Annotated in this window: 15 protein-coding genes; 9 read left to right on the top strand and 6 right to left on the bottom strand. The window is 70.3% G+C overall.

Features of this window, described 5'->3' with window-relative positions; translation table 11 throughout:
* The first annotated feature begins 23 nt into the window (after positions 1-23).
* Entirely contained in the window at positions 24-716 is a 693-nt protein-coding gene (locus tag AB0G20_RS14850; protein ID WP_361301308.1) for a DUF402 domain-containing protein, read from the top strand.
* A gap of 286 nt (positions 717-1,002) precedes the next feature.
* Positions 1,003-3,147 (top strand): SpoIIE family protein phosphatase, encoded by a 2,145-nt coding sequence (locus AB0G20_RS14845; RefSeq protein ID WP_361301305.1) that lies wholly within the window; start codon positions 1,003-1,005, stop codon positions 3,145-3,147.
* Positions 3,148-3,205: 58 nt separating this feature from the next.
* Here AB0G20_RS14845 and AB0G20_RS14840 read toward each other — a convergent pair whose 3' ends face one another.
* Complete coding sequence (locus AB0G20_RS14840) at positions 3,206-5,497, bottom strand: transglycosylase domain-containing protein (RefSeq protein WP_361301302.1); 2,292 nt, start codon at positions 5,495-5,497, stop codon at positions 3,206-3,208.
* 261 nt (positions 5,498-5,758) lie between these two features.
* On the opposite strand from AB0G20_RS14840, the gene AB0G20_RS14835 reads away from it, so the two are divergent.
* The 5 genes from AB0G20_RS14835 to AB0G20_RS14815 all read left to right on the top strand — a co-directional run bounded on the left by AB0G20_RS14835 (position 5,759) and on the right by AB0G20_RS14815 (position 10,635).
* Positions 5,759-6,694, top strand: a complete 936-nt coding sequence (locus AB0G20_RS14835) for an SPFH domain-containing protein (protein ID WP_361301299.1) — start codon at positions 5,759-5,761, stop codon at positions 6,692-6,694.
* Positions 6,691-6,960: a hypothetical protein gene (locus AB0G20_RS14830; protein ID WP_361301296.1), complete on the top strand. Its 270-nt coding sequence runs from the start codon at positions 6,691-6,693 to the stop codon at positions 6,958-6,960. Before AB0G20_RS14835 ends, AB0G20_RS14830 begins: the two co-directional genes overlap by 4 nt.
* Before the next feature lie 128 nt (positions 6,961-7,088).
* Complete coding sequence (locus AB0G20_RS14825) at positions 7,089-7,613, top strand: PadR family transcriptional regulator (RefSeq protein WP_142160021.1); 525 nt, start codon at positions 7,089-7,091, stop codon at positions 7,611-7,613.
* Positions 7,610-8,299 carry an ABC transporter ATP-binding protein gene (locus tag AB0G20_RS14820; protein ID WP_361301292.1) on the top strand — a complete coding sequence of 230 codons (690 nt, stop codon included), beginning with the start codon at positions 7,610-7,612 and terminating at the stop codon, positions 8,297-8,299. Before AB0G20_RS14825 ends, AB0G20_RS14820 begins: the two co-directional genes overlap by 4 nt.
* Positions 8,296-10,635, top strand: a complete 2,340-nt coding sequence (locus AB0G20_RS14815) for an FtsX-like permease family protein (protein WP_361301289.1) — start codon at positions 8,296-8,298, stop codon at positions 10,633-10,635. Before AB0G20_RS14820 ends, AB0G20_RS14815 begins: the two co-directional genes overlap by 4 nt.
* A 25-nt stretch (positions 10,636-10,660) precedes the next feature.
* On the opposite strand, the gene AB0G20_RS14810 is transcribed toward AB0G20_RS14815, so the two are convergent.
* Positions 10,661-11,611, bottom strand: coding sequence for a LysR substrate-binding domain-containing protein (locus AB0G20_RS14810; protein ID WP_361301286.1), 951 nt, complete (start codon positions 11,609-11,611; stop codon positions 10,661-10,663).
* A gap of 133 nt (positions 11,612-11,744) precedes the next feature.
* Here AB0G20_RS14810 and AB0G20_RS14805 point away from each other — a divergent pair, with 133 nt between their 5' ends.
* Positions 11,745-12,299 carry a peroxiredoxin gene (locus AB0G20_RS14805; RefSeq protein WP_031132607.1) on the top strand — a complete coding sequence of 185 codons (555 nt, stop codon included), beginning with the start codon at positions 11,745-11,747 and terminating at the stop codon, positions 12,297-12,299.
* Positions 12,300-12,305: 6 nt separating this feature from the next.
* Entirely contained in the window at positions 12,306-12,839 is a 534-nt protein-coding gene (locus tag AB0G20_RS14800) for an alkyl hydroperoxide reductase (RefSeq protein ID WP_361301283.1), read from the top strand.
* Between the two features lie 82 nt (positions 12,840-12,921).
* Here the strand turns inward: AB0G20_RS14800 and AB0G20_RS14795 are convergent, their stop codons facing one another.
* The 4 genes from AB0G20_RS14795 to AB0G20_RS14780 all read right to left on the bottom strand — a co-directional run bounded on the left by AB0G20_RS14795 (position 12,922) and on the right by AB0G20_RS14780 (position 17,944).
* Entirely contained in the window at positions 12,922-14,229 is a 1,308-nt protein-coding gene (locus AB0G20_RS14795; protein WP_361301280.1) for an AI-2E family transporter, read from the bottom strand.
* A gap of 136 nt (positions 14,230-14,365) precedes the next feature.
* Positions 14,366-15,067 carry a transglycosylase SLT domain-containing protein gene (locus AB0G20_RS14790; protein WP_361301278.1) on the bottom strand — a complete coding sequence of 234 codons (702 nt, stop codon included), beginning with the start codon at positions 15,065-15,067 and terminating at the stop codon, positions 14,366-14,368.
* 421 nt (positions 15,068-15,488) lie between these two features.
* Entirely contained in the window at positions 15,489-16,814 is a 1,326-nt protein-coding gene (locus AB0G20_RS14785) for a PhoH family protein (RefSeq protein WP_361301275.1), read from the bottom strand.
* Positions 16,815-17,170: 356 nt separating this feature from the next.
* Complete coding sequence (locus AB0G20_RS14780; RefSeq protein WP_361301272.1) at positions 17,171-17,944, bottom strand: isoprenyl transferase; 774 nt, start codon at positions 17,942-17,944, stop codon at positions 17,171-17,173.
* Positions 17,945-18,616: the final 672 nt, after the last annotated feature.

The raw sequence follows: 18,616 nt of genomic DNA, 5'->3' as shown, positions 1-18,616 counted from the left end.
CCTACGGCACCTAATATCTGTTCATGGCAGACGGTGGAGCGATGAGACACGTGGAAACGGGTGGTGCGGCAGGCTTCTGGGCGCCCGGGAGCCGGATCCTGTGGCGGTACCGGGAGAACGGCGGCACGCATGTGCACATCGCGCGTCCCGTCACCGTCGTCCGGGACGACGCGGACCTGCTCGCCGTGTGGCTGGCGCCCGGCACCGAGTGCGTGAAGCCCGTGCTCGCCGACGGCACGCCCGTGCACCTGGAGCCTCTGGAGTCGCGCTACACCAAGCCCCGGACCGTGCAGCGCGACCGGTGGTTCGGCACGGGTGTGCTGAAGCTGGCCCGGCCCGGCGAGCCCTGGTCGGTGTGGCTGTTCTGGGATCCGGGCTGGCAGTTCAAGAACTGGTACGTGAACCTGGAGGAGCCGCTGACCCGTTGGGCGGGCGGCGTGGACTCCGTCGACCACTTCCTGGACATTTCCGTCCATCCCGACCGCAGTTGGCACTGGCGGGACGAGGACGAGTTCGCCCAGGCCCGTCGGGACGGGCTGATGGACGACCAACAGGCGGAAAAGGTACGGGCGGCGGGGCAGAACGCGGTGGAGGTGATCCGCGCCTGGGGGCCGCCGTTCTCGGAAGGCTGGCAGCACTGGCGCCCGGATCCGTCCTGGGCGGTACCGTCACTGCCGGAGGACTGGGATCGTACGCCCGCGCATGTGTCCTCATGAGACCCTTGATGCGCCCCCGGGCAAGAAACGTAGGATCGTCCTCCGCAAGGGCGCGCGGCGGCAACTACCGGAGCACGCGCTGGACTTGACCGATCGTCACCGAGGGGCGGCAGGACGTGAGCGAGGGGTACGAGGGCAACACCGGCAGGGCCTGCGCCCGCAGAGGGTCCGCCGGTGGCACAGGAACAACCTCTGACCACGCGGGAATTCCGTTCCTGGGGCACGTATTCCGGGTATCGGAGTTTCGGCGGGACCAACTGCGCGCGCGGCGCGCAGCCCCGGACGGATGGATTCGACACGCGTGACGGAGCAGCCGACCTCGTTCGAACGCCCCCAGGCGGGCGTCGACCCCGTGGATCCCCGCGGGGCGTTCGTGCATACCCCGACACCGGCGCGTGCGCCCGGCGCGGGCGCCTTACCGGTACAGGGCCGCCCCGGCGGCGACATCACCGTTCCGGTCACGACGGCACACAGCACGCCGGGCACGTCGGAGCCGGACACCTCCACGCCGTTCGGCAAGGGCAAGGACACCGTGAGCGACCCCGCCTTCGAGCACTCCCAGCCGGGTGCCGAGCAGACCGCCGAGCGCGAGACCCCTCGGCCGCGCCCCGCCCCCGAGGGCATTCCGGTCCAGCCGGCCGACGAACAGGGCCGGCCGCCGGTGACCACCGACGGGCAGGAGCGCCGCAGCGGCCAGAGCCTGCCGCCCGGCCGCCCCACGCCCATGCGGCGGGACGGCGACCGGCTCAGGTTCGTGGGGGCCGCCACCCGGCGGATCGCCCGGGGCATCGATCTCGACGAGATCGTGATGGGGCTGTGCCGGGCCACCGTGCCCACCTTCTCCGACGCGATCCTGGTCTATCTGCGCGACCCGCTGCCCGTCGGCGACGAGCGGCCCACCGGCCCGCTGGTGCTGCGGCTGCGCCGCACCGACCGGATACCGGCGGAGCGCGACACCGAGAACGGCTTCCTGCCGGCCGCGCAGCCCGAGCCGAACGAGCTGGACACGGTCGGCGCCGAGCTGTGCGAGGTACGGCCCGGCAGCGCGCTCGCCGAGGTCCTGCGGGGCGTGCGCCCGGTGTTCACCGACGCACCCGCGGCCCGCGCCGCACTGCCGGAACTGCTGGGTGACGGCGGCGAGTTCGCCGTGCCGGACGGGCAGCGCGCGATCCTCGCCCCGCTGCGCGGCCGGCGCCGGGTCATCGGTGCCGCCCTGTTCCTGCGCCGCCCCGAGCGCATCGCGTTCGAGCCGGACGACCTCCTGGTGGCCGCCCAGCTCGCCACGCACAGCGCCCTCGGCATCGACAAGGCCGTGTTGTACGGCCGTGAGGCCTACATCGCGGACGATCTGCAGCGCACCATGCTGCCCGAGACGCTGCCCCGCCCCACGGGTGTGCGGCTGGCCTCCCGTTACCTGCCGGCCGCGGAGACGGCCCGGGTCGGCGGCGACTGGTACGACGCGATCCCGCTGCCCGGCAGCCGGGTCGCCCTGGTCGTCGGTGACGTCATGGGCCACTCCATGACCTCGGCCGCCATCATGGGGCAGCTGCGCACCACGGCCCAGACCCTGGCCGGCCTCGACCTGCCGCCGCAGGAGGTCCTGCACCACCTCGACGAACAGGCCCAGCGCCTCGGCGTGGACCGCATGGCGACCTGCCTCTACGCCGTGTACGACCCGGTATCGCACCGCATCACCATCGCCAACGCCGGCCATCCGCCGCCCGTGCTGCTCCACCTGGGCGGCCGCGCCGAGGTGCTGCGCGTGCCGGCCGGCGCCCCGATCGGCGTCGGCGGCGTGGACTTCGAGGCCGTGGAGCTGGACGCGCCCGCCGGTGCGACCCTGCTGCTCTACACCGACGGCCTGGTCGAGTCGCGCCTGCGCGATGTGTGGACCGGCATCGAGCAGTTGCGGGAGAAGCTCGCCGCGGTCGCGCAGCTCACCGGGCCGGACCATCCGCCGCCCCTGGAAGCGCTGTGCGACGAGGTGCTCGACATGCTCGGCCCGGGCGACCGGGACGACGACATCGCGCTGCTCGCCGCCCGCTTCGACGGGATCGCGCCCAGCGACGTGGCGTACTGGTTCCTGGAGCCGGAGGACGCGGCCCCCGGCCGGGCCCGCCGCCTGGCCCGCCGCGCGCTGCAGCGCTGGGGCCTGGAGGAGCTCAGCGACTCGGTGGAGCTGCTGGTCAGCGAGGTGGTCACCAACGCCGTGCGGTACGCCTCGCGGCCGGTGACGCTGCGCCTGCTGCGCACGGACGTGCTGCGCTGCGAGGTCGGCGACGACGTGCCGCAACTGCCGCGGCTGCGCCAGGCACGCGCCACCGACGAGGGCGGACGCGGGCTGTATCTGGTGAACCGGCTGGCCCGGCGCTGGGGCGCGACCCGGCTCAGCACGGGCAAGGTGGTCTGGTTCGAGCTGAACCGCGGCTGAGGCCCGGAGGGGACAAGCGAAGGGCGCCCGGTGTTCACCGGGCGCCCTTCGGCGTCTCCTACTGGTCGTCCCCCGGCTTGACCGGGTCGAACGGGTCACCGCCGCCGTCGTCCGGCGGTGTCGTCTCCGGAGCCGTGGGCGGGGTGAAGGTGGGGGGTGTCGTCGACGGGGACGGCGGCGGGGAGGACGACGGCTTCTCCGTGGTCGGCGGCGGGGACGACGACGGCTCCTCGGTCGTCGGCTCCTGCGTCGGCTCCTTGGTCGGCGTCTGCGTGGGCGTCGGCGTCCAGGTCGGCTGGACGGCCGCGCCCTGCTGGGTGTCCAGGTCGAACTTGCTGACGTCACCCATCACACCGAAGGTGTACGCCGCCCAGATCTGCGCCGGGAACCCGCCGCCGTTGACCCGGGGCTCGCCGGCCGCCTTGTACATCGGCACCTGGGCGTGGGTCTTGGCGTCCTCGCCGAACAGGCCCACCGAGGTGACCAGTTCGGGCGTGTAGCCGGTGAACCAGGCCGACTTGTTGTTGTCGGACGTACCCGTCTTGCCCGCGACCTGCTGGCCGTCGCGCCGGGGGTTGTTGCGCACGGACTCCTGGGCGGTGCCGTCGTCGACCACGCCGGTCAGCACCGAGGTGACCGAGTCGGCGGCCTCCCGGCTGATGACCTGGTCGCCGACCGGATCGGGCATGGTGACCGTCTGGTTCAGGTGCTCCGCCGACTTCACGAGGGCCGGGGTGACCTTCTTGCCGTGGTTGTCGAGGGTCGCGTAGACACCGGCCATCTGCAGAGGGCTCGCGCCCATGCTGCCCAGGGTCTGCGCGGGCACGGCCTCCATGTTCTCGGTGTCCATGCCGAGCTTGCCGGCGACCTTCACCACCTCGGACATGCCGACGTCGACGCCCATCTGCGCGAAGACGGAGTTGACGGACCTGTTCATCGCCGTCTGGACGGAGATCGGGCCGTAGTTCTTGTCGTCCTCGTTCTCGGGGGCGAAGCCGACCTTGGTGCCGTTCTCCACGACCGGGCGCTTGCTCGTGCCGTCGTAGACCGTGCTCGCGGTGATCGGCTTGCCGCTCTGCGTCTTCGCCTGCTCCTCCAGGGCCGCGGCCAGGATGACCGGCTTGAAGGTGGAGGCCGGCTGGTAGTCGGAGCGGGTGGCGTTGTTCGTGTAGTGCTTGAAGTAGTCCTCGCCGCCGTACATCGCGACCACCGCGCCGGTCTTCGGGTTCACGGACGCGGCACCGGCCTGGACGTCTCCGTCGACCTTGCGCTTGTCGGGGTCGAGCTTGCTGTTGAGCTGCTGCTGGACGGACTTCTCCAGCGCCGCCTGCTTCTTCTTGTCGATGTTGAGCGTGAGGGTCCAGCCGCCGGCGTTGACCATCGCCTCGGCTTCCTTGGCGCTGTCGGCGGTGCCCTCGGCGACGAGCTGCTTCTCCAGTGCCGCGTTGGCCGCGTTGACCAGGTAGCCCTTCTGGCCCTCCATGCCGGGGGCGGGCTTGGGCTCCTTCGGCACCGGGAACGTCATGCCCGATCGCTCCGACTGGCTCAGCCAGCCCTCGTCGACCATGTTGTCCAGGACGTAGTTCCAGCGCGCCTTGACCAGCTTCTTGCCGCCCTCGGAGGCGACGGCCCAGTCGTACTGGCTGGGGGCCTGGAGCAGCGCGGCGAGGTAGGCGCCCTGCGCGACGGTGAGCTTCTCGGCGTCGGTGCGGTAGTAGGCCTGGGCGGCGGCCTGGATGCCGTAGGCGTTGCGGCCGTAGTAGCTGGTGTTGATGTAGCCGGCGAGGATGTAGTCCTTGGACTTCTCCCGGTCCAGCTTCAGCGAGATGACCAGTTCCTTCAGCTTGCGCGAGACGGTCTGTTCCTGCGTCAGGTAGTAGTTCTTGACGTACTGCTGGGTGATCGTCGAACCGCCCTGCGCGCCTCGGCCGGACAGCGTGTTGACCAGTCCTCGGGCGGTGCCCTTGAGGTCGACGCCGGCGTCCTTGTAGAAGGTCTTGTTCTCGGCGGCGACGAAGGTGAGCCGCACGCCCTTGGGGACCCGGGACAGGTCGACGACCTCACGGTTGACCTTGCCGTCGCGGGCCATGATCGCGCCGTTGCTGTACTTGTAGATGTTGCTCTGCCGCTTGGCGTCGGCGTTCCCCTTGGGAATGTCGATCACCATGTACAGCACGATGAAGGCGCCCATGCCCAGCAGGCACAGGCCGAGGAAGGTTCCGAGGATCTTCTTCCAGGTGAAGAGCCTGCGTATGCCGCTCTTCCCCGCCGTGGCCGACGAACGGCGGCTCTTGGGTGCCGCCCGGCGCCCACCGCGCTGTCTGGCGCGTCTCTCTTCCGCTCGTCCCATGGGTCCGATCCGCTCCGCTTCGTTCATGTGTGCTCACGCGTCACACAGGTTCGCCGCTCAGGTCAGCTCAGAAAGCTAACACCGGGAGATAAGAGATAGGGCTGCCGATCCGGCCCTTTGCGGACGTGACAATCAGCACCCATCCCAACGGAACCGACGTACGAGACACGCGAAGGGTTGCCAGGACGCGATAAAGTGATATCACTTAGCTAGACAGAAGCTATGCAGGAGTGGCTTCGAAAGAGGAACGGGGGACCACCCATGTCCACACACGACACGCAGGTCATCGCCGACGTGCCCGAGATGCCGGCGCCACGCGTGCGGGAGTTCACGGCGCACAGCATCGGCGGCGGGCTGGCCCTGCTGCTCGGCCTGCTCGGGCTGCTGGCCGGCGCGGGGCTGATCGCGCTCGCCACCTCGGTGGACGGCGGCGGCGCGAAGGCCGGGCTGATCATCGGCGGCATCCTGGTCGCGCTCGCGGCGTTCCTCGCCATGTGCGGGCTGAACATGGTGGCGCCGGGCGAGGCCCGGGTCGTCCAGCTCTTCGGCCGGTACCGCGGCACGATCCGACAGGACGGCCTGCGCTGGGTGAACCCCTTCACCTCGCGCACGAAGATCTCGACGCGTGTCCGCAACCACGAGACCGCCGTCCTGAAGGTCAACGACGCCTACGGCAACCCGATCGAGCTCGCTGCGGTCGTGGTGTGGCGCGTGGAGGACACCGCCCAGGCCACCTTCGAGGTCGACGACTACATCGAGTTCGTCTCCACCCAGACCGAGGCGGCCGTGCGGCACATCGCCATCGAGTACCCCTATGACGCCCACGAGGAGGACGGCCTCTCGCTGCGCGGCAACGCCGAGGAGATCACCGAGAAGCTCGCCGTCGAACTGCACGCGCGCGTGGAGGCGGCCGGCGTGCAGATCATCGAGTCCCGCTTCACGCACCTCGCGTACGCCCCCGAGATCGCCTCGGCGATGCTCCAGCGGCAGCAGGCCGGCGCGGTGGTCGCGGCGCGGCGCCAGATCGTGGACGGCGCGGTGGGCATGGTGGAGGCCGCGATCGCCCGCATCACCGAGCGGGACATCGTGGAGCTGGACTCCGAGCGGAAGGCGGCGATGGTCTCCAACCTGATGGTGGTGCTGTGCGGTGACCGGGCCGCGCAGCCGGTCCTCAACACCGGGTCCCTCTACCAGTGACGGTCCCTGACGAAGGTCCGGGCCCGCAGCGCCGGCCGCAGCAGCAGCGTAAGCAGGTGCTGCTGCGGCTGGACCCGGCGGTGTACGAGGCGCTCGCGCGGTGGGCCGGGGACGAGCTGCGGTCGGCCAACGCGCAGATCGAGTTCCTGTTGCGCAAGGCGCTGGCGGAGGCGGGGCGGCTGCCGCGGGAGGCCGGGCCGCTGCCCCGGCGGGGGCGCCCACCGGGGCCTTCCGGGGGTTCCACCCCTGGACCGCCGCCCGCCTGAACGAACGGGCTTCACGGCTGTTGCGGAACCGTGACAACGCGTCCCGACCTGCACGGCCGTACCGCCCGCCACGATCTACACACCCGGCGTATACATGCCGCGTATACACCCCGTGTACAGTCCTGACCATGTCCATCGGTCACACACTCCTGGGACTCCTGGAGTCCGGCCCGCGCCACGGTTACGACCTGAAGCGGGCCTTCGACGAGAAGTTCGGTCACGACCGGCCGCTCCACTACGGCCAGGTCTACTCGACGATGTCCCGTCTGCTGAAGAACGGGCTCGTCGAGGTCGACGGCATCGAGGCGGGCGGCGGTCCCGAACGCAAGCGGTACGCGATCACCGAGGCCGGCATCACCGACGTCGCGCGCTGGCTCGCCACGCCCGAGAAGCCGGAGCCGTACCTCCAGTCGACCCTCTACACCAAGGTCGTCCTGGCACTGCTCACCCACCGCGACGCCGGTGACATCCTCGACACCCAGCGCTCGGAGCACCTGCGCAGCATGCGGATCCTCACCGACCGCAAGCGCAAGGGCGATCTGGCCGACCAGCTCATCTGCGACCACGCGCTGTTCCACCTGGAGGCGGACCTGCGCTGGCTGGAGCTGACCGCGGCCCGCCTGGACAAGCTCCGTGAGGCGGTGACCCGGTGACGATTCCCGCTGGTTCGCTCCTCACCGCCCAGGACCTGCGCAAGGCGTACGGGCCGACGACCGCGCTCGACGGCGCCGAGTTCTCCATCCACCCGGGCGAGGTCGTCGCCGTGATGGGCCCGTCCGGGTCGGGCAAGTCGACGCTGCTGCACTGTCTCGCCGGGATCGTCATGCCCGACTCGGGCTCGATCACGTACAACGGGCGCGAGGTGACCGCGATGAGCGACGCCGAGCGCAGTGCGCTGCGGCGCTCGGAGTTCGGGTTCGTGTTCCAGTTCGGGCAGCTCGTGCCGGAACTCACCTGCGTGGAGAACGTCGCGCTGCCGCTGCGGCTGAACGGGTCGTCCCGCAAGGCGGCCGAGAAGACCGCGCTGGCGTGGATGGAGCGGCTGGAGGTCGACGACCTCCGCAAGAAGCGGCCCGGCGAGGTCTCCGGCGGCCAGGGGCAGCGCGTCGCCGTCGCCCGCTCGCTGGTGACGAACCCCCGGGTGGTCTTCGCCGACGAACCGACCGGCGCGCTCGACTCGTTCAACGGCGAGCGCGTGATGGAGCTGCTCACGGACGCCGCCCGGTCCGCCAACGCGGCCGTGGTGCTCGTGACGCACGAGGCGCGGGTGGCCGCGTACTCCGACCGCGAGATCGTCGTACGGGACGGCAAGTCCCGTGACATGGAGCGCGTCGTATGAGCGTCAGGCAGTGGAGCCGGGACCTGGCGATGGGCACCCGGTTCGCCTTCGCCGGCGGGCGCGAGGGGTGGATCCGGGCCGTGCTGACGGCCGTCGGTGTCGGGCTCGGAGTGGCGCTGCTGCTGCTCACCACCGCCATCCCGAACGCGCTGGCGGAACGGGACCGGCGCGAGGAGGCGCGCAGCGACCACACGTTCAGCCAGCAGAAGATACCGAAGGCCGACAACACGCTGATCATCCTGGACGCGGACACCACGTTCCGGGACTCGGACGTGCGCGGCAGGCTGCTGGAGGCGGAGGGCCCGCGGGCTCCGCTGCCCCCTGGGGTCGTCGAGTTCCCGGCGGCGGGCGAGATGGTCGTCTCCCCCGCACTGAAGGAGCTGCTCGCCTCCGACGACGGCAAGCTGCTGCGGGAGCGGCTGGACCACCGCATCGTCGGCACCATCGGCGAGCAGGGGCTCGTCGGCTCGCAGGAACTCGCCTACTTCGCGGGCGGCAAGGGGCTGGCGAAGCAGTTGGAGGGCCTCGCGAGCGGCGCCCGGATCGACAGCTTCGGCAACGACGATCTGGGGTCGCCCGACCCCTGGGACCCGGTACTGCTCCTGCTGGTCCTGGTCGTCTTCGTGGTGCTGCTGATGCCGGTCGCCGTGTTCATCGCCGCGGCCGTGCGGTTCGGCGGCGAGCGGCGTGACCGCAGGCTGGCGGCGCTGCGACTGGTCGGCTCGGACGGCCGGATGACCCGGCGGATCGCCGCCGGCGAGGCACTCGCCGGTTCGGTGCTGGGGCTCGTCCTCGGCACCGGCTTCTTCCTGCTCGGACGCGAACTGGCGGCCTCCGCCGAGGTGTTCCACGTCAGCGTGTTCCCGAGCTATCTGAACCCCTCTCCCGTGCTGGCCGTCCTGGTCGCGCTGGCGGTGCCGGCGGCCGCGGTCCTGGTGACGATCCTCGCCCTGCGCGGGGTGGTCATCGAGCCCCTCGGGGTGGTGCGCACGGCCAAGCCCTCACGGCGCCGGCTGTGGTGGCGGCTGCTGCTGCCGCTGGGCGGGATCGCGCTGCTCTACCCGATGATCGGGCAGGGCGACGACGGCGGGAACTTCAACCAGTACCTCGTCGTCGGCGGTGTGATACTCCTGCTGGTCGGTGTCACGGCACTGCTCCCCTGGGTGGTGGAGACGGTCGTGGCCCGGCTCGGCTCGGGCGGGATCGCCTGGCAACTTGCCGTACGCAGGCTCCAGTTGAGCAGTGGTGCGGCGGCCCGGATGGTCAACGGCATCGCGGTGGCGGTGGCCGGGGCGATCGCACTGCAGATGCTGTTCGCCGGGGTGGAGGGCAACTACACCAGGGCCTCGCAGTACGACGTCAGCCGGGCCCAGATGAGCGTGAACGTGCCGGACGGCTCCGACGCCTCGGCCATCATCGGGAAGTACCGCGACACCGAGGGCGTGCGCAAGGTCACCGCGCTGTCCGACGCCTATCTCGGCGACCGGCCCGGCGAGGCGGACTCCTACATCCAGATCACCGTGGCCGACTGCGCGTCGCTGCGCGAGGTGGCCACACTCCCCTCCTGTCGCGACGGCGAGGTCTTCGCCGTCCAGGGCTCGGAGGACGACAGCGAGGGCGCCCACCTGGCCAAGCCCGGCACGACCCTGTGGGCCGACTCGGAGGACTCCGGCCGTTCCGGCGACCGCCCGGCCTCCTTCACCGTGCCGCGGAAACTCCGGCAGGCCCAGTCCCGGGAGGACCCCACCGGGTACCAGCGCGGCGGCCTCCTGGTCACTCCCGGCGCGCTGCCCGAGAAGCTCGCGTCGTTCACCTCCCGGCAGCTCTTCCTGAGCCTGGACAGCTCGATACCGGACGCGTACGACCACGTGCGCAACACGGCCGCGCGGCTCGACCCGGCGGTCCAGCCGATGACCTGGCAGAGCATCGAGAGCAACGACCGCTACGCCACCATCCGCACGGGCCTGTCCGTCGGCTCCGCCTGCGTGCTGGCGCTGATCGGGGCGAGCCTGCTCGTCTCACAGCTGGAGCAGCTGCGCGAACGCCGCAAGCTGCTGTCGTCCCTGGTCGCCTTCGGCACCAGGCGTCGCACCCTCAGCCTGTCGGTGCTGTGGCAGACGGCGATCCCCATCGGTCTCGGCCTGCTGCTCGCCGCGACGGTGGGCATCGCCCTGGGCGCGGTCCTGCTGCGGATGACCAACACGTCGGTCCGGGTGGACTGGCCGAGCGTGCTGTCGATGACCGGCATCGGCGCCGGTGTCGTCCTCGTGGTGACGCTGCTGAGCCTGCCTCCGCTGCTGAGGCTGATGCGGCCCGACGGGCTGCGCACCGAGTAACGGCGGGCACAGCCCGTACGGGTCGTCAGGCGTCCTGCTCCAGCACCCGTACGGGCAGCGGCCGCAGCGCCTGCCGCAGGGCGGCCGCCAGTTGCTCGTACTCCGCGCCGCGCGCGGCCCCCGCCCGCATCGCCAGCGCGACCCGGCGGGTGGGGGCCGGGTCGGCGAAGTACCCGGTGAGGAGCTGGTTGCTGCGGGAGGTCTCGACCTTGAGGGCGGTGCGCGGCAGCAGTGTGACGCCGAGCCCGCCCGCGACGAGCTGCACCAGCGTGGACAGCCCCGCGGCGGTCGTGGTGACGGGCACGTCGTCGCGGCCGGCCTCCCGGCAGATGTCGAGGGCCTGGTCGCGCAGACAGTGCCCCTCGTCCAGCAGCAGCAGATTCAGCTCGCGAAGCGCCTCGCGCGCAATGCCCTCCCGCCCGCCGAGCCAGTGGTCGAGGGGGGTGACGAGCACGAAGTCCTCGTCGAAGAGCGGCAGTTCGGCGACGCCCGGTACACCCAGGGGCACGGCGAGCAGCAGGAGGTCGAGCCGGCCGCTGGTGAGGCCGTCGAGCAGGCTGGCGGTCTGCTCCTCGTGCACCTGGAGGTCGAGGTGCGGATACCGCTCGTGGACGAGCCGCAGGACCGTCGGGAGCAGATAGGGCGCGACCGTCGGGATCACCCCGAGCCGCAGCACGCCGGTGAAGGGCGCCCGGGCCGCGTCGGCCTCCTCCATGAGCGCGCCCACCTCCCCCAGAACCGCCTTGGCCCGTACGGCGATCCGCTCACCCTCGGGTGAGAGCAGCACTTTGCGCGTCGTACGCTCGAGGAGCGTCACTCCGAGTGTCTCCTCCAGGGCCGACACGGCACCCGAAAGGGCGGGCTGGCTCATGCCGATCGCCGCGGCCGCGTCCCGGAAATGAAGGTGCTCGGCCACCGCCGCGAAGGCCCGGAGCTGGGCGAGGCTGGGCTGCCTGCGCTTATTACCGACAGTCACTAATAACTACCTCCGATCAACTCGACCGAGTGTAGCTATTTCCGTAATCAATCGAGCCTGTGCCAACATCAACACAGTCCAACCCATGGGAAACCCCCGCGATCCGGGTGTTTCTTCGCTGCAAGGAGTGTGTGTGCTCACCGTCGGTGACAAGTTCCCCGAGTTCGACCTGACCGCCTGCGTCTCGCTGGAGAAGGGCAAGGAGTTCCAGCAGATCAACCACAAGACCTACGAGGGTCAGTGGAAGGTCATCTTCGCGTGGCCCAAGGACTTCACCTTCGTGTGCCCGACCGAGATCGCCGCCTTCGGCAAGCTGAACGAGGAGTTCGCGGACCGCGACGCGCAGGTCCTCGGCTTCTCCGGTGACTCCGAGTTCGTCCACCACGCCTGGCGCAAGGACCACGACGACCTGCGCGACCTGCCGTTCCCGATGATGGCCGACTCCAAGCACGAGCTGATGCGCGACCTCGGCATCGAGGGCGAGGACGGCTTCGCCAAGCGCGCGGTGTTCATCGTGGACCAGAACAACGAGATCCAGTTCTCGATGGTGACCGCGGGCTCGGTCGGCCGTAACCCGAAGGAGGTCCTCCGGGTCCTGGACGCGCTCCAGACGGACGAGCTGTGCCCCTGCAACTGGTCCAAGGGCGACGAGACCCTCGACCCCGTCGCGCTGCTCTCCGGAGAGTGATCTGACATGTCGCTGGATGCCCTGAAGTCCGCCATACCGGACTACGCCAAGGACCTGAAGCTCAACCTGGGCTCGGTCATCGGCAACTCCGACCTGCCGGCCCAGCAGCTGTGGGGCACGGTGCTGTCGACGGCCATCGCCTCGCGCTCCCCGATCGTGCTGCGCGAGCTGGAGCCGGAGGCGAAGGCGAACCTGTCGCCGGAGGCGTACACGGCCGCCAAGGCCGCCGCCGCGGTGATGGCGATGAACAACGTCTTCTACCGCACCCGTCACCTGCTGTCGGACCACGAGTACGGCACCCTGCGCGCGGGCCTGCGGATGAACGTCATCGGCAACCCGGGCGTCGACAAGGTCGACTTCGAGCTGTGGTCCTTCGCGGTCTCCGCCATCAACGGCTGCGGCATGTGCCTCGACTCCCACGAGCAGGTCCTCCGCAAGGCCGGCCTCGACCGCGAGGTCATCCAGGAGGCGTTCAAGATCGCCTCCGTGATCCAGGCGGTCGGCGTCACGCTGGACGCCGAGGCGGTCCTGGCCGAGTAACCCCCGGCCGCACGCCTCGCACGGCAGGGCCCCGTCCACCGACATGGTGGACGGGGCCCTGCTGGCGTTACGAGCTCCCCGACTACTCCGAGGGCGTCTGCGGGGTCGGCTCCGCACTCACCGCCGTGGCCCCGCGCGGCGGCACCGCATGCCGTAGCGCGGTCTTCTGCGAGTACGCCCGCAGATACCCGGCGACCGTGTTCGTCACCGCCACCAGCGGCACGGCGACCACCGCACCGCCGATCCCGGCCACCATTCCCCCGCAGGCCACCGCCAGCACCACCGCCAGCGGATGCACCCGCACGGCCCGCCCCAGGATGAACGGCTGCAGGATGTGCCCCTCGATCTGCTGCACCGCGAGCACCACCGCCAGTGTCATGACGGCCGTGAACACCCCCTGGGTGACCAGCGCGACGACCACCGCCAGCGCCCCGGACACCACCGCGCCCACGAGCGGGATGAACGCGAACAGGAAGATGAACACCGCCAGCGGCACGGCCATCGGCACATCGAGGAAGTAGATCCCCAGCCCGATGAAGATCGCGTCGATCAGCGCGACGATCACCGTGCCCCGCACGTACGCCGTCAGCGTCCGCCACGCCGCCGGACCGGCTCCGGCCACTCCCGGCCGCGCCGCCGCCGGCACCAGCTTCAGCGTCCACTCCCAGATCCGCTTGCCGTCGTAGAGCAGGAACAGCGTCGAGAAGACCGCCAGCAGGATCCCGGTGAGCGCCTCGACGACGACCGTCACGCCCTCCAGACCCGCCGAGGTGATCTGGTCGGTGTTCGCGCCGACCGCCTCACGCAGGCTCTTGGCGATCTCGTTGATCTGCTTGTCCGTGACGTGGAAGGGGCTGTTCAGCAGCCAGTTCCGCAACTCGTCGATGCCGTCCTGGATCTGGCCCGAGAGGTCGTCGATGTTCTCCATGACCTGCCAGGTCACGAACCAGCCGATGAGGCCGATGACGACGAAGCCGAGGACGGCCGTCAGCGCGGTCGCCGGCCCGCGCGGCACACCGTGGCGCCGCAGCCGCGCCACCGTCGGCTGCAGAATCGCCGTGATGAGCAGCGCGATGACGAACGAGAGCACCACGAGCTGGACGGCGCTGATGACCCGCATCAGCACCCACAGGGTGCCCGCGAGGACGAGGAGCCGCCAGCCGGCCTCGGCGGCGACCCGTACCCCCCACGGCACGGCCAGCGCGGGATCGGGGCGGGCGGCGATGTCGGGCGCGTAGTCCGGGGGCGGCGGCACGTGTTCGTCGGCGAGCGTCCGGGACTCGGGGTCGTCCCGCTCCCGTTCGGCCTCGGCGCGGCGCTCGTTGTACCGCTCGCTCATCTCGGTCAGGCCGGCTCCGAGCCGGCCGAGCCACCCTGGCACTCGCGACATGATCCGTCCTTTTCCCCCGTCTTGGCGCACCACTCCCCCGGGGAGCCGTCCGTCCGACCGTACATGGCGCGAGCCCCGCACCGGACGACGGTGCGGGGCTCGCGGATACGACGGGGTCGGCCGTGGGCCGGTCGGCTCAGTACCAGTTGTTGGCCTGCCAGAACGACCAGGCCTCACAGGGGCTGCCGTAGCGGTCGTTCATGTAGTTCAGGCCCCACTTGATCTGGGTGGCCGGGTTGGTCTGCCAGTCGGCGCCGGCGGACGACATCTTGGAACCGGGCAGCGCCTGGAACATGCCGTAGGCCCCGGAGGAGGGGTTGACCGCCTTGTAGTTCCAGTCGGACTCGTGGTCCACGATGTTGCTGAAGCACTGGAACTGACCCGACGGCACCATCTGCCGTGCCATGGCCTGGAGCTGGGCGATGCTGTACGAGCTGGCGACGGGGAAGTCGGAGATGTCCTTGGAACGGCTGGCCGCTGCCTTGGCCTCCGAGCGCTCCTTGGCTTCCGCGGCCGCCTTGGCAGCCGCCTTCTCGGCGGCTTCCTTCTTCGCGATGGCCGTCTCGGCGGCGGCCTTGCGGGCGGCCTCCTCGGCGTCCTTCTTCGCGCTCACGTCGGCCTGGATGGCCTGCGCGTCGGCCTGCTGCGTCAGGGACGCGGTCTGCACCTGGGCCTGCTGGCCCGCGGGGATGTCCGCGAGCAGAGTCGCGCCGCTAGCCGTCGCTTCGGCGTCGTTGTTCTGCGCGGTGCTGCCCGAGGCAACGCCGACGACGCTTCCGACAGCGGTGACCGCCGTGGCCGAAGCCACTGCGAATCCCCGGACCGAGATCCGGCTCACACGGTTTTCCTTCCAGCATCGCCCGCTTCGGTGACCCTCGCGGACGCAATCGTGCCCCTGGCACTGGCCTCCCCAACTGCGGGGTCACGGGAGGCGCGGGCCCGGTGGGCAACTCCCCCGAGGGGAGCGCCGCGTGTTGCGCGGGCGGCATACGACATCGCTATGCAGTTGATGCTGTTGCTTTTGTGGTGCCGTACCGCTGGGGGTACAGGTGTGTCGTATGCGGGGCCTGACAGGAGTGAGACTCTGCCGTACCACGACGGGGCAAGGCAATTCCGAGTTGCGTGTGAAAGCTCACATCCCGTTTGACGCAGGAAATTCCACGGAACGGCCACACGCGAAGGCGCCGCCCGGCTAGGCTCTTGGCCTTTTCCGGACGGCGCCAACTATCGCATAACCGCCACTACTTGCTACAGGACGGTCAGACCTGCCCGTCTTCGAGCATTTCGGTCACAAGGGCGGCGATCTGGGACCTCTCGGACCGCGTCAGGGTCACGTGCGCGAAGAGCGGATGCCCCTTCAGCTTCTCGACGACGGCGACGACACCGTCGTACCGGCCGACCCTGAGGTTGTCCCGCTGGGCCACGTCATGGGTGAGAATCACCCGCGAATTGGCCCCGATCCGGGACAGAACGGTAAGAAGTACGTTCCTTTCCAGTGACTGGGCCTCGTCCACGATCACGAACGCGTCGTGCAGCGAGCGTCCGCGGATGTGGGTGAGCGGCAGGACCTCCAGCATCCCGCGCGCGGTGACCTCCTCGATGACCTCACGGGACGTGACCGCGGAGAGGGTGTCGAAGACCGCCTGCGCCCAGGGGCTCATCTTCTCGGCCTCGGAACCCGGCAGATAGCCGAGTTCCTGCCCGCCCACCGCGTACAGCGGACGGAAGACCATCACCTTCTGGTGCTGACGGCGCTCCAGCACCGCCTCCAGGCCCGCGCACAGCGCCAGCGCCGACTTGCCGGTGCCGGCCCGGCCGCCCATCGACACGATCCCGACGTCCGGGTCCAGCAGCAGGTCGAGCGCGATCCGCTGCTCGGCACTGCGGCCCTTGATGCCGAACGCCTCACGATCCCCGCGTACGACACGGATGTTGCCCTCGGGCGTGACCCGCCCGAGCGCCTTGCCGCGCTCCGACTGGATCATCAGGCCCGTGTGCACCGGCAGGTCGGCGACTTCGGGGACGTAGACGTGTCCCTCCTCGAAGAGGATGTCCACCTGCTCGCCGGGCAGGGTCAGTTCGGACATTCCGGTCCAGCCGGAGGAGTCCGTGATGGCGAGCTCCGCGCGGTACTCCTCGGCGAGGAGTCCGACGGAGGACGCCTTGATCCTGAGCGGGAGGTCCTTCGACACGACGGTGACGTCGAACCCCTCGGCCTGCAGATTGCGGGCGACCGCGAGGATGCGGGAGTCGTTGTCCCCCAGGCGGTAGCCGCTGGGCAGCACGCTGGGGTCCGAGTGGTTGAGCTCGACACGGACGGTCCCGCCGAGGTCCCCGATCGGGATGGGGGCATCGAGGCGACCGTGCCGGACCCGGAACTCGTCGAGCAGGCGCAGGGCCTGCCGGGCGAAGTAGCCGAGTTCGGGATGGTGCCGCTTGGCCTCCAGTTCCGTCACCACGACGATGGGGAGCACGACCTCGTGCTCGTCGAAGCGGTTCAGGGCGTTCGGGTCGGCCAGCAGGACGCTGGTGTCGAGAACATAGGTGCGCCGGTCGGGCTTGTGGCGCTTTGTGCTGGTCACCACGGAAGGACGTACCCCCTCGGATGAGGTCGGGGAGCGACGGAGTGGAGCTGGACCGGTCGTCGGCCGCCCTGCGCGGGCCGAGAACCGGCCCTCCGCCTCTTCGTCCGTGCTGTGACCGCACGATCGGGCTGGTGCAAAGGGCCTCCCGGGCGGACGGCCCCGTGCCGTCCGCTGAGATCCGACACCCGTGGTTCGGGCGTCGACCTGACTGGGTTATGCCCTCGAACGAGCGTCGCCATGCCACGGCATATGACGGCGAGCCGGTGAACTCCGTGTTACGCCCGTCTTCAATGGGGTACCGGGAGGTGTTGCGACGTGGGACGTCGTGCGTCCGCGGTGTCCGTCAACAGGGTGTTTCAGCCGCCGAAGCGCCGGTGGCGGGCCGCGTAGTCGCGCATCGCGCGCAGGAAGTCGACCTTGCGGAACGCCGGCCAGAACACGTCACAGAAGTAGTACTCGGAGTGCGCGGTCTGCCAGAGCATGAATCCGGACAGCCGCTGCTCGCCGCTGGTGCGGATCACCAGGTCGGGGTCGGGCTGGTCGCTCGTGTAGAGGTGACGCCCGATCATGTCGGTGTCGACGGCCTCGGCGAGCGCCTCCATCGAGGTGCCCTTCTCCTGGGCGTCGAGCAGCATCGACCGCACGGCGTCGGCGATCTCCTGTCGGCCGCCGTAGCCGATGGCGACGTTGACCACTATCCCGTCGACGTGGGCGGTGGTCTCCTCGGCCTCCTTGAGGACCGTCTGCATCCCGGAGGGCAGCAGGTCCGGCGTGCCGACGTGGTGCACGCGCCAGCGGCCGTCGGCGGCCAGGGTCCGGACGACGTCCTCGATGATGCCGAGCAGGGGGACGAGTTCCTCCTGCGGCCGGTCGAAGTTGTCCGTGGACAGCAGCCAGAGGGTGACGACCTCGACATCGGTCTCGGAGCACCAGCCGAGGAACTCCTCGATCTTTCCGGCACCGGCCCGGTGGCCGTCGACGGTGCTGGAACCGGCGGCCTTCGCCCAGCGCCGGTTGCCGTCCATGATGACGCCGATGTGCTTGGGCACCTGAGCGTGGTCCAGGTGACCTTCCACCCGGCGTGCGTACAGCCTGACCAGCAGGCCACGCAGCTTGTCGCGCAGGTTCACGTGATTGTCAGCCCCTCCGGTACGGATCGGACAGGCCGCGGCGTGCGGCCCGGTCGTGGCCGCGGGCGGTCCCTGCCCGTATGGCAGTCCCCGGAGGCGAAGCCTACCCCCGCTGCGGCCGTGGGCCGCCAACAGGGGCGGAACGAACGGTTCCGGCCGGTGGTTCGAGCCGCCCGGCGGACCAAGAAAAACGGGCCGGTCCGTGGGGGGGAGACGGACCGGCCCGAGGGGGGGTTTCCACCATAACCCTTCGTAAGTGATGCTGCGTGCATCGGCGTGCCACAACTACTCTCCGGAGCCGCCCGGCGACGCGGCGATGCCCGCGGAAGCCCTCGCTCAGGGCGCGATTCTGGCCGAAACAAGGCCCATACGCTGGGGAATCGGGCGTCCCGGGGGCAGGATCCGGAGGATTTGCCTCACCTTGGGGCCCACTCGGGTGACTTGCCCCGGCATCCCCCCGACGGGTGACCCGGCCGCGCCCATCCGCTTGACCCGGAGCCACCTCCCGGGCCGTCTGCGATTCACCGCTTTGCCGACTCGACATCGCCGCTGCGCCGGCTCGACGGGGAGGCCCTGGCACCGCGCAGCCCCCTCCACTGCGCGGTACCGCCCGCGCAGCTTTGCTCACGCGAATTGCCTCATCCGAATTTACGTGAGCGGCGACGTGGAGGC

It is taken from the genome of Streptomyces sp. NPDC024017, from assembly GCF_040638895.1.
In the GTDB taxonomy this organism is placed as follows: domain Bacteria; phylum Actinomycetota; class Actinomycetes; order Streptomycetales; family Streptomycetaceae; genus Streptomyces.
The sequence above is the reverse complement of the archived record's forward strand: the minus strand, read 5'-3'. Positions and strand labels throughout refer to the sequence as shown.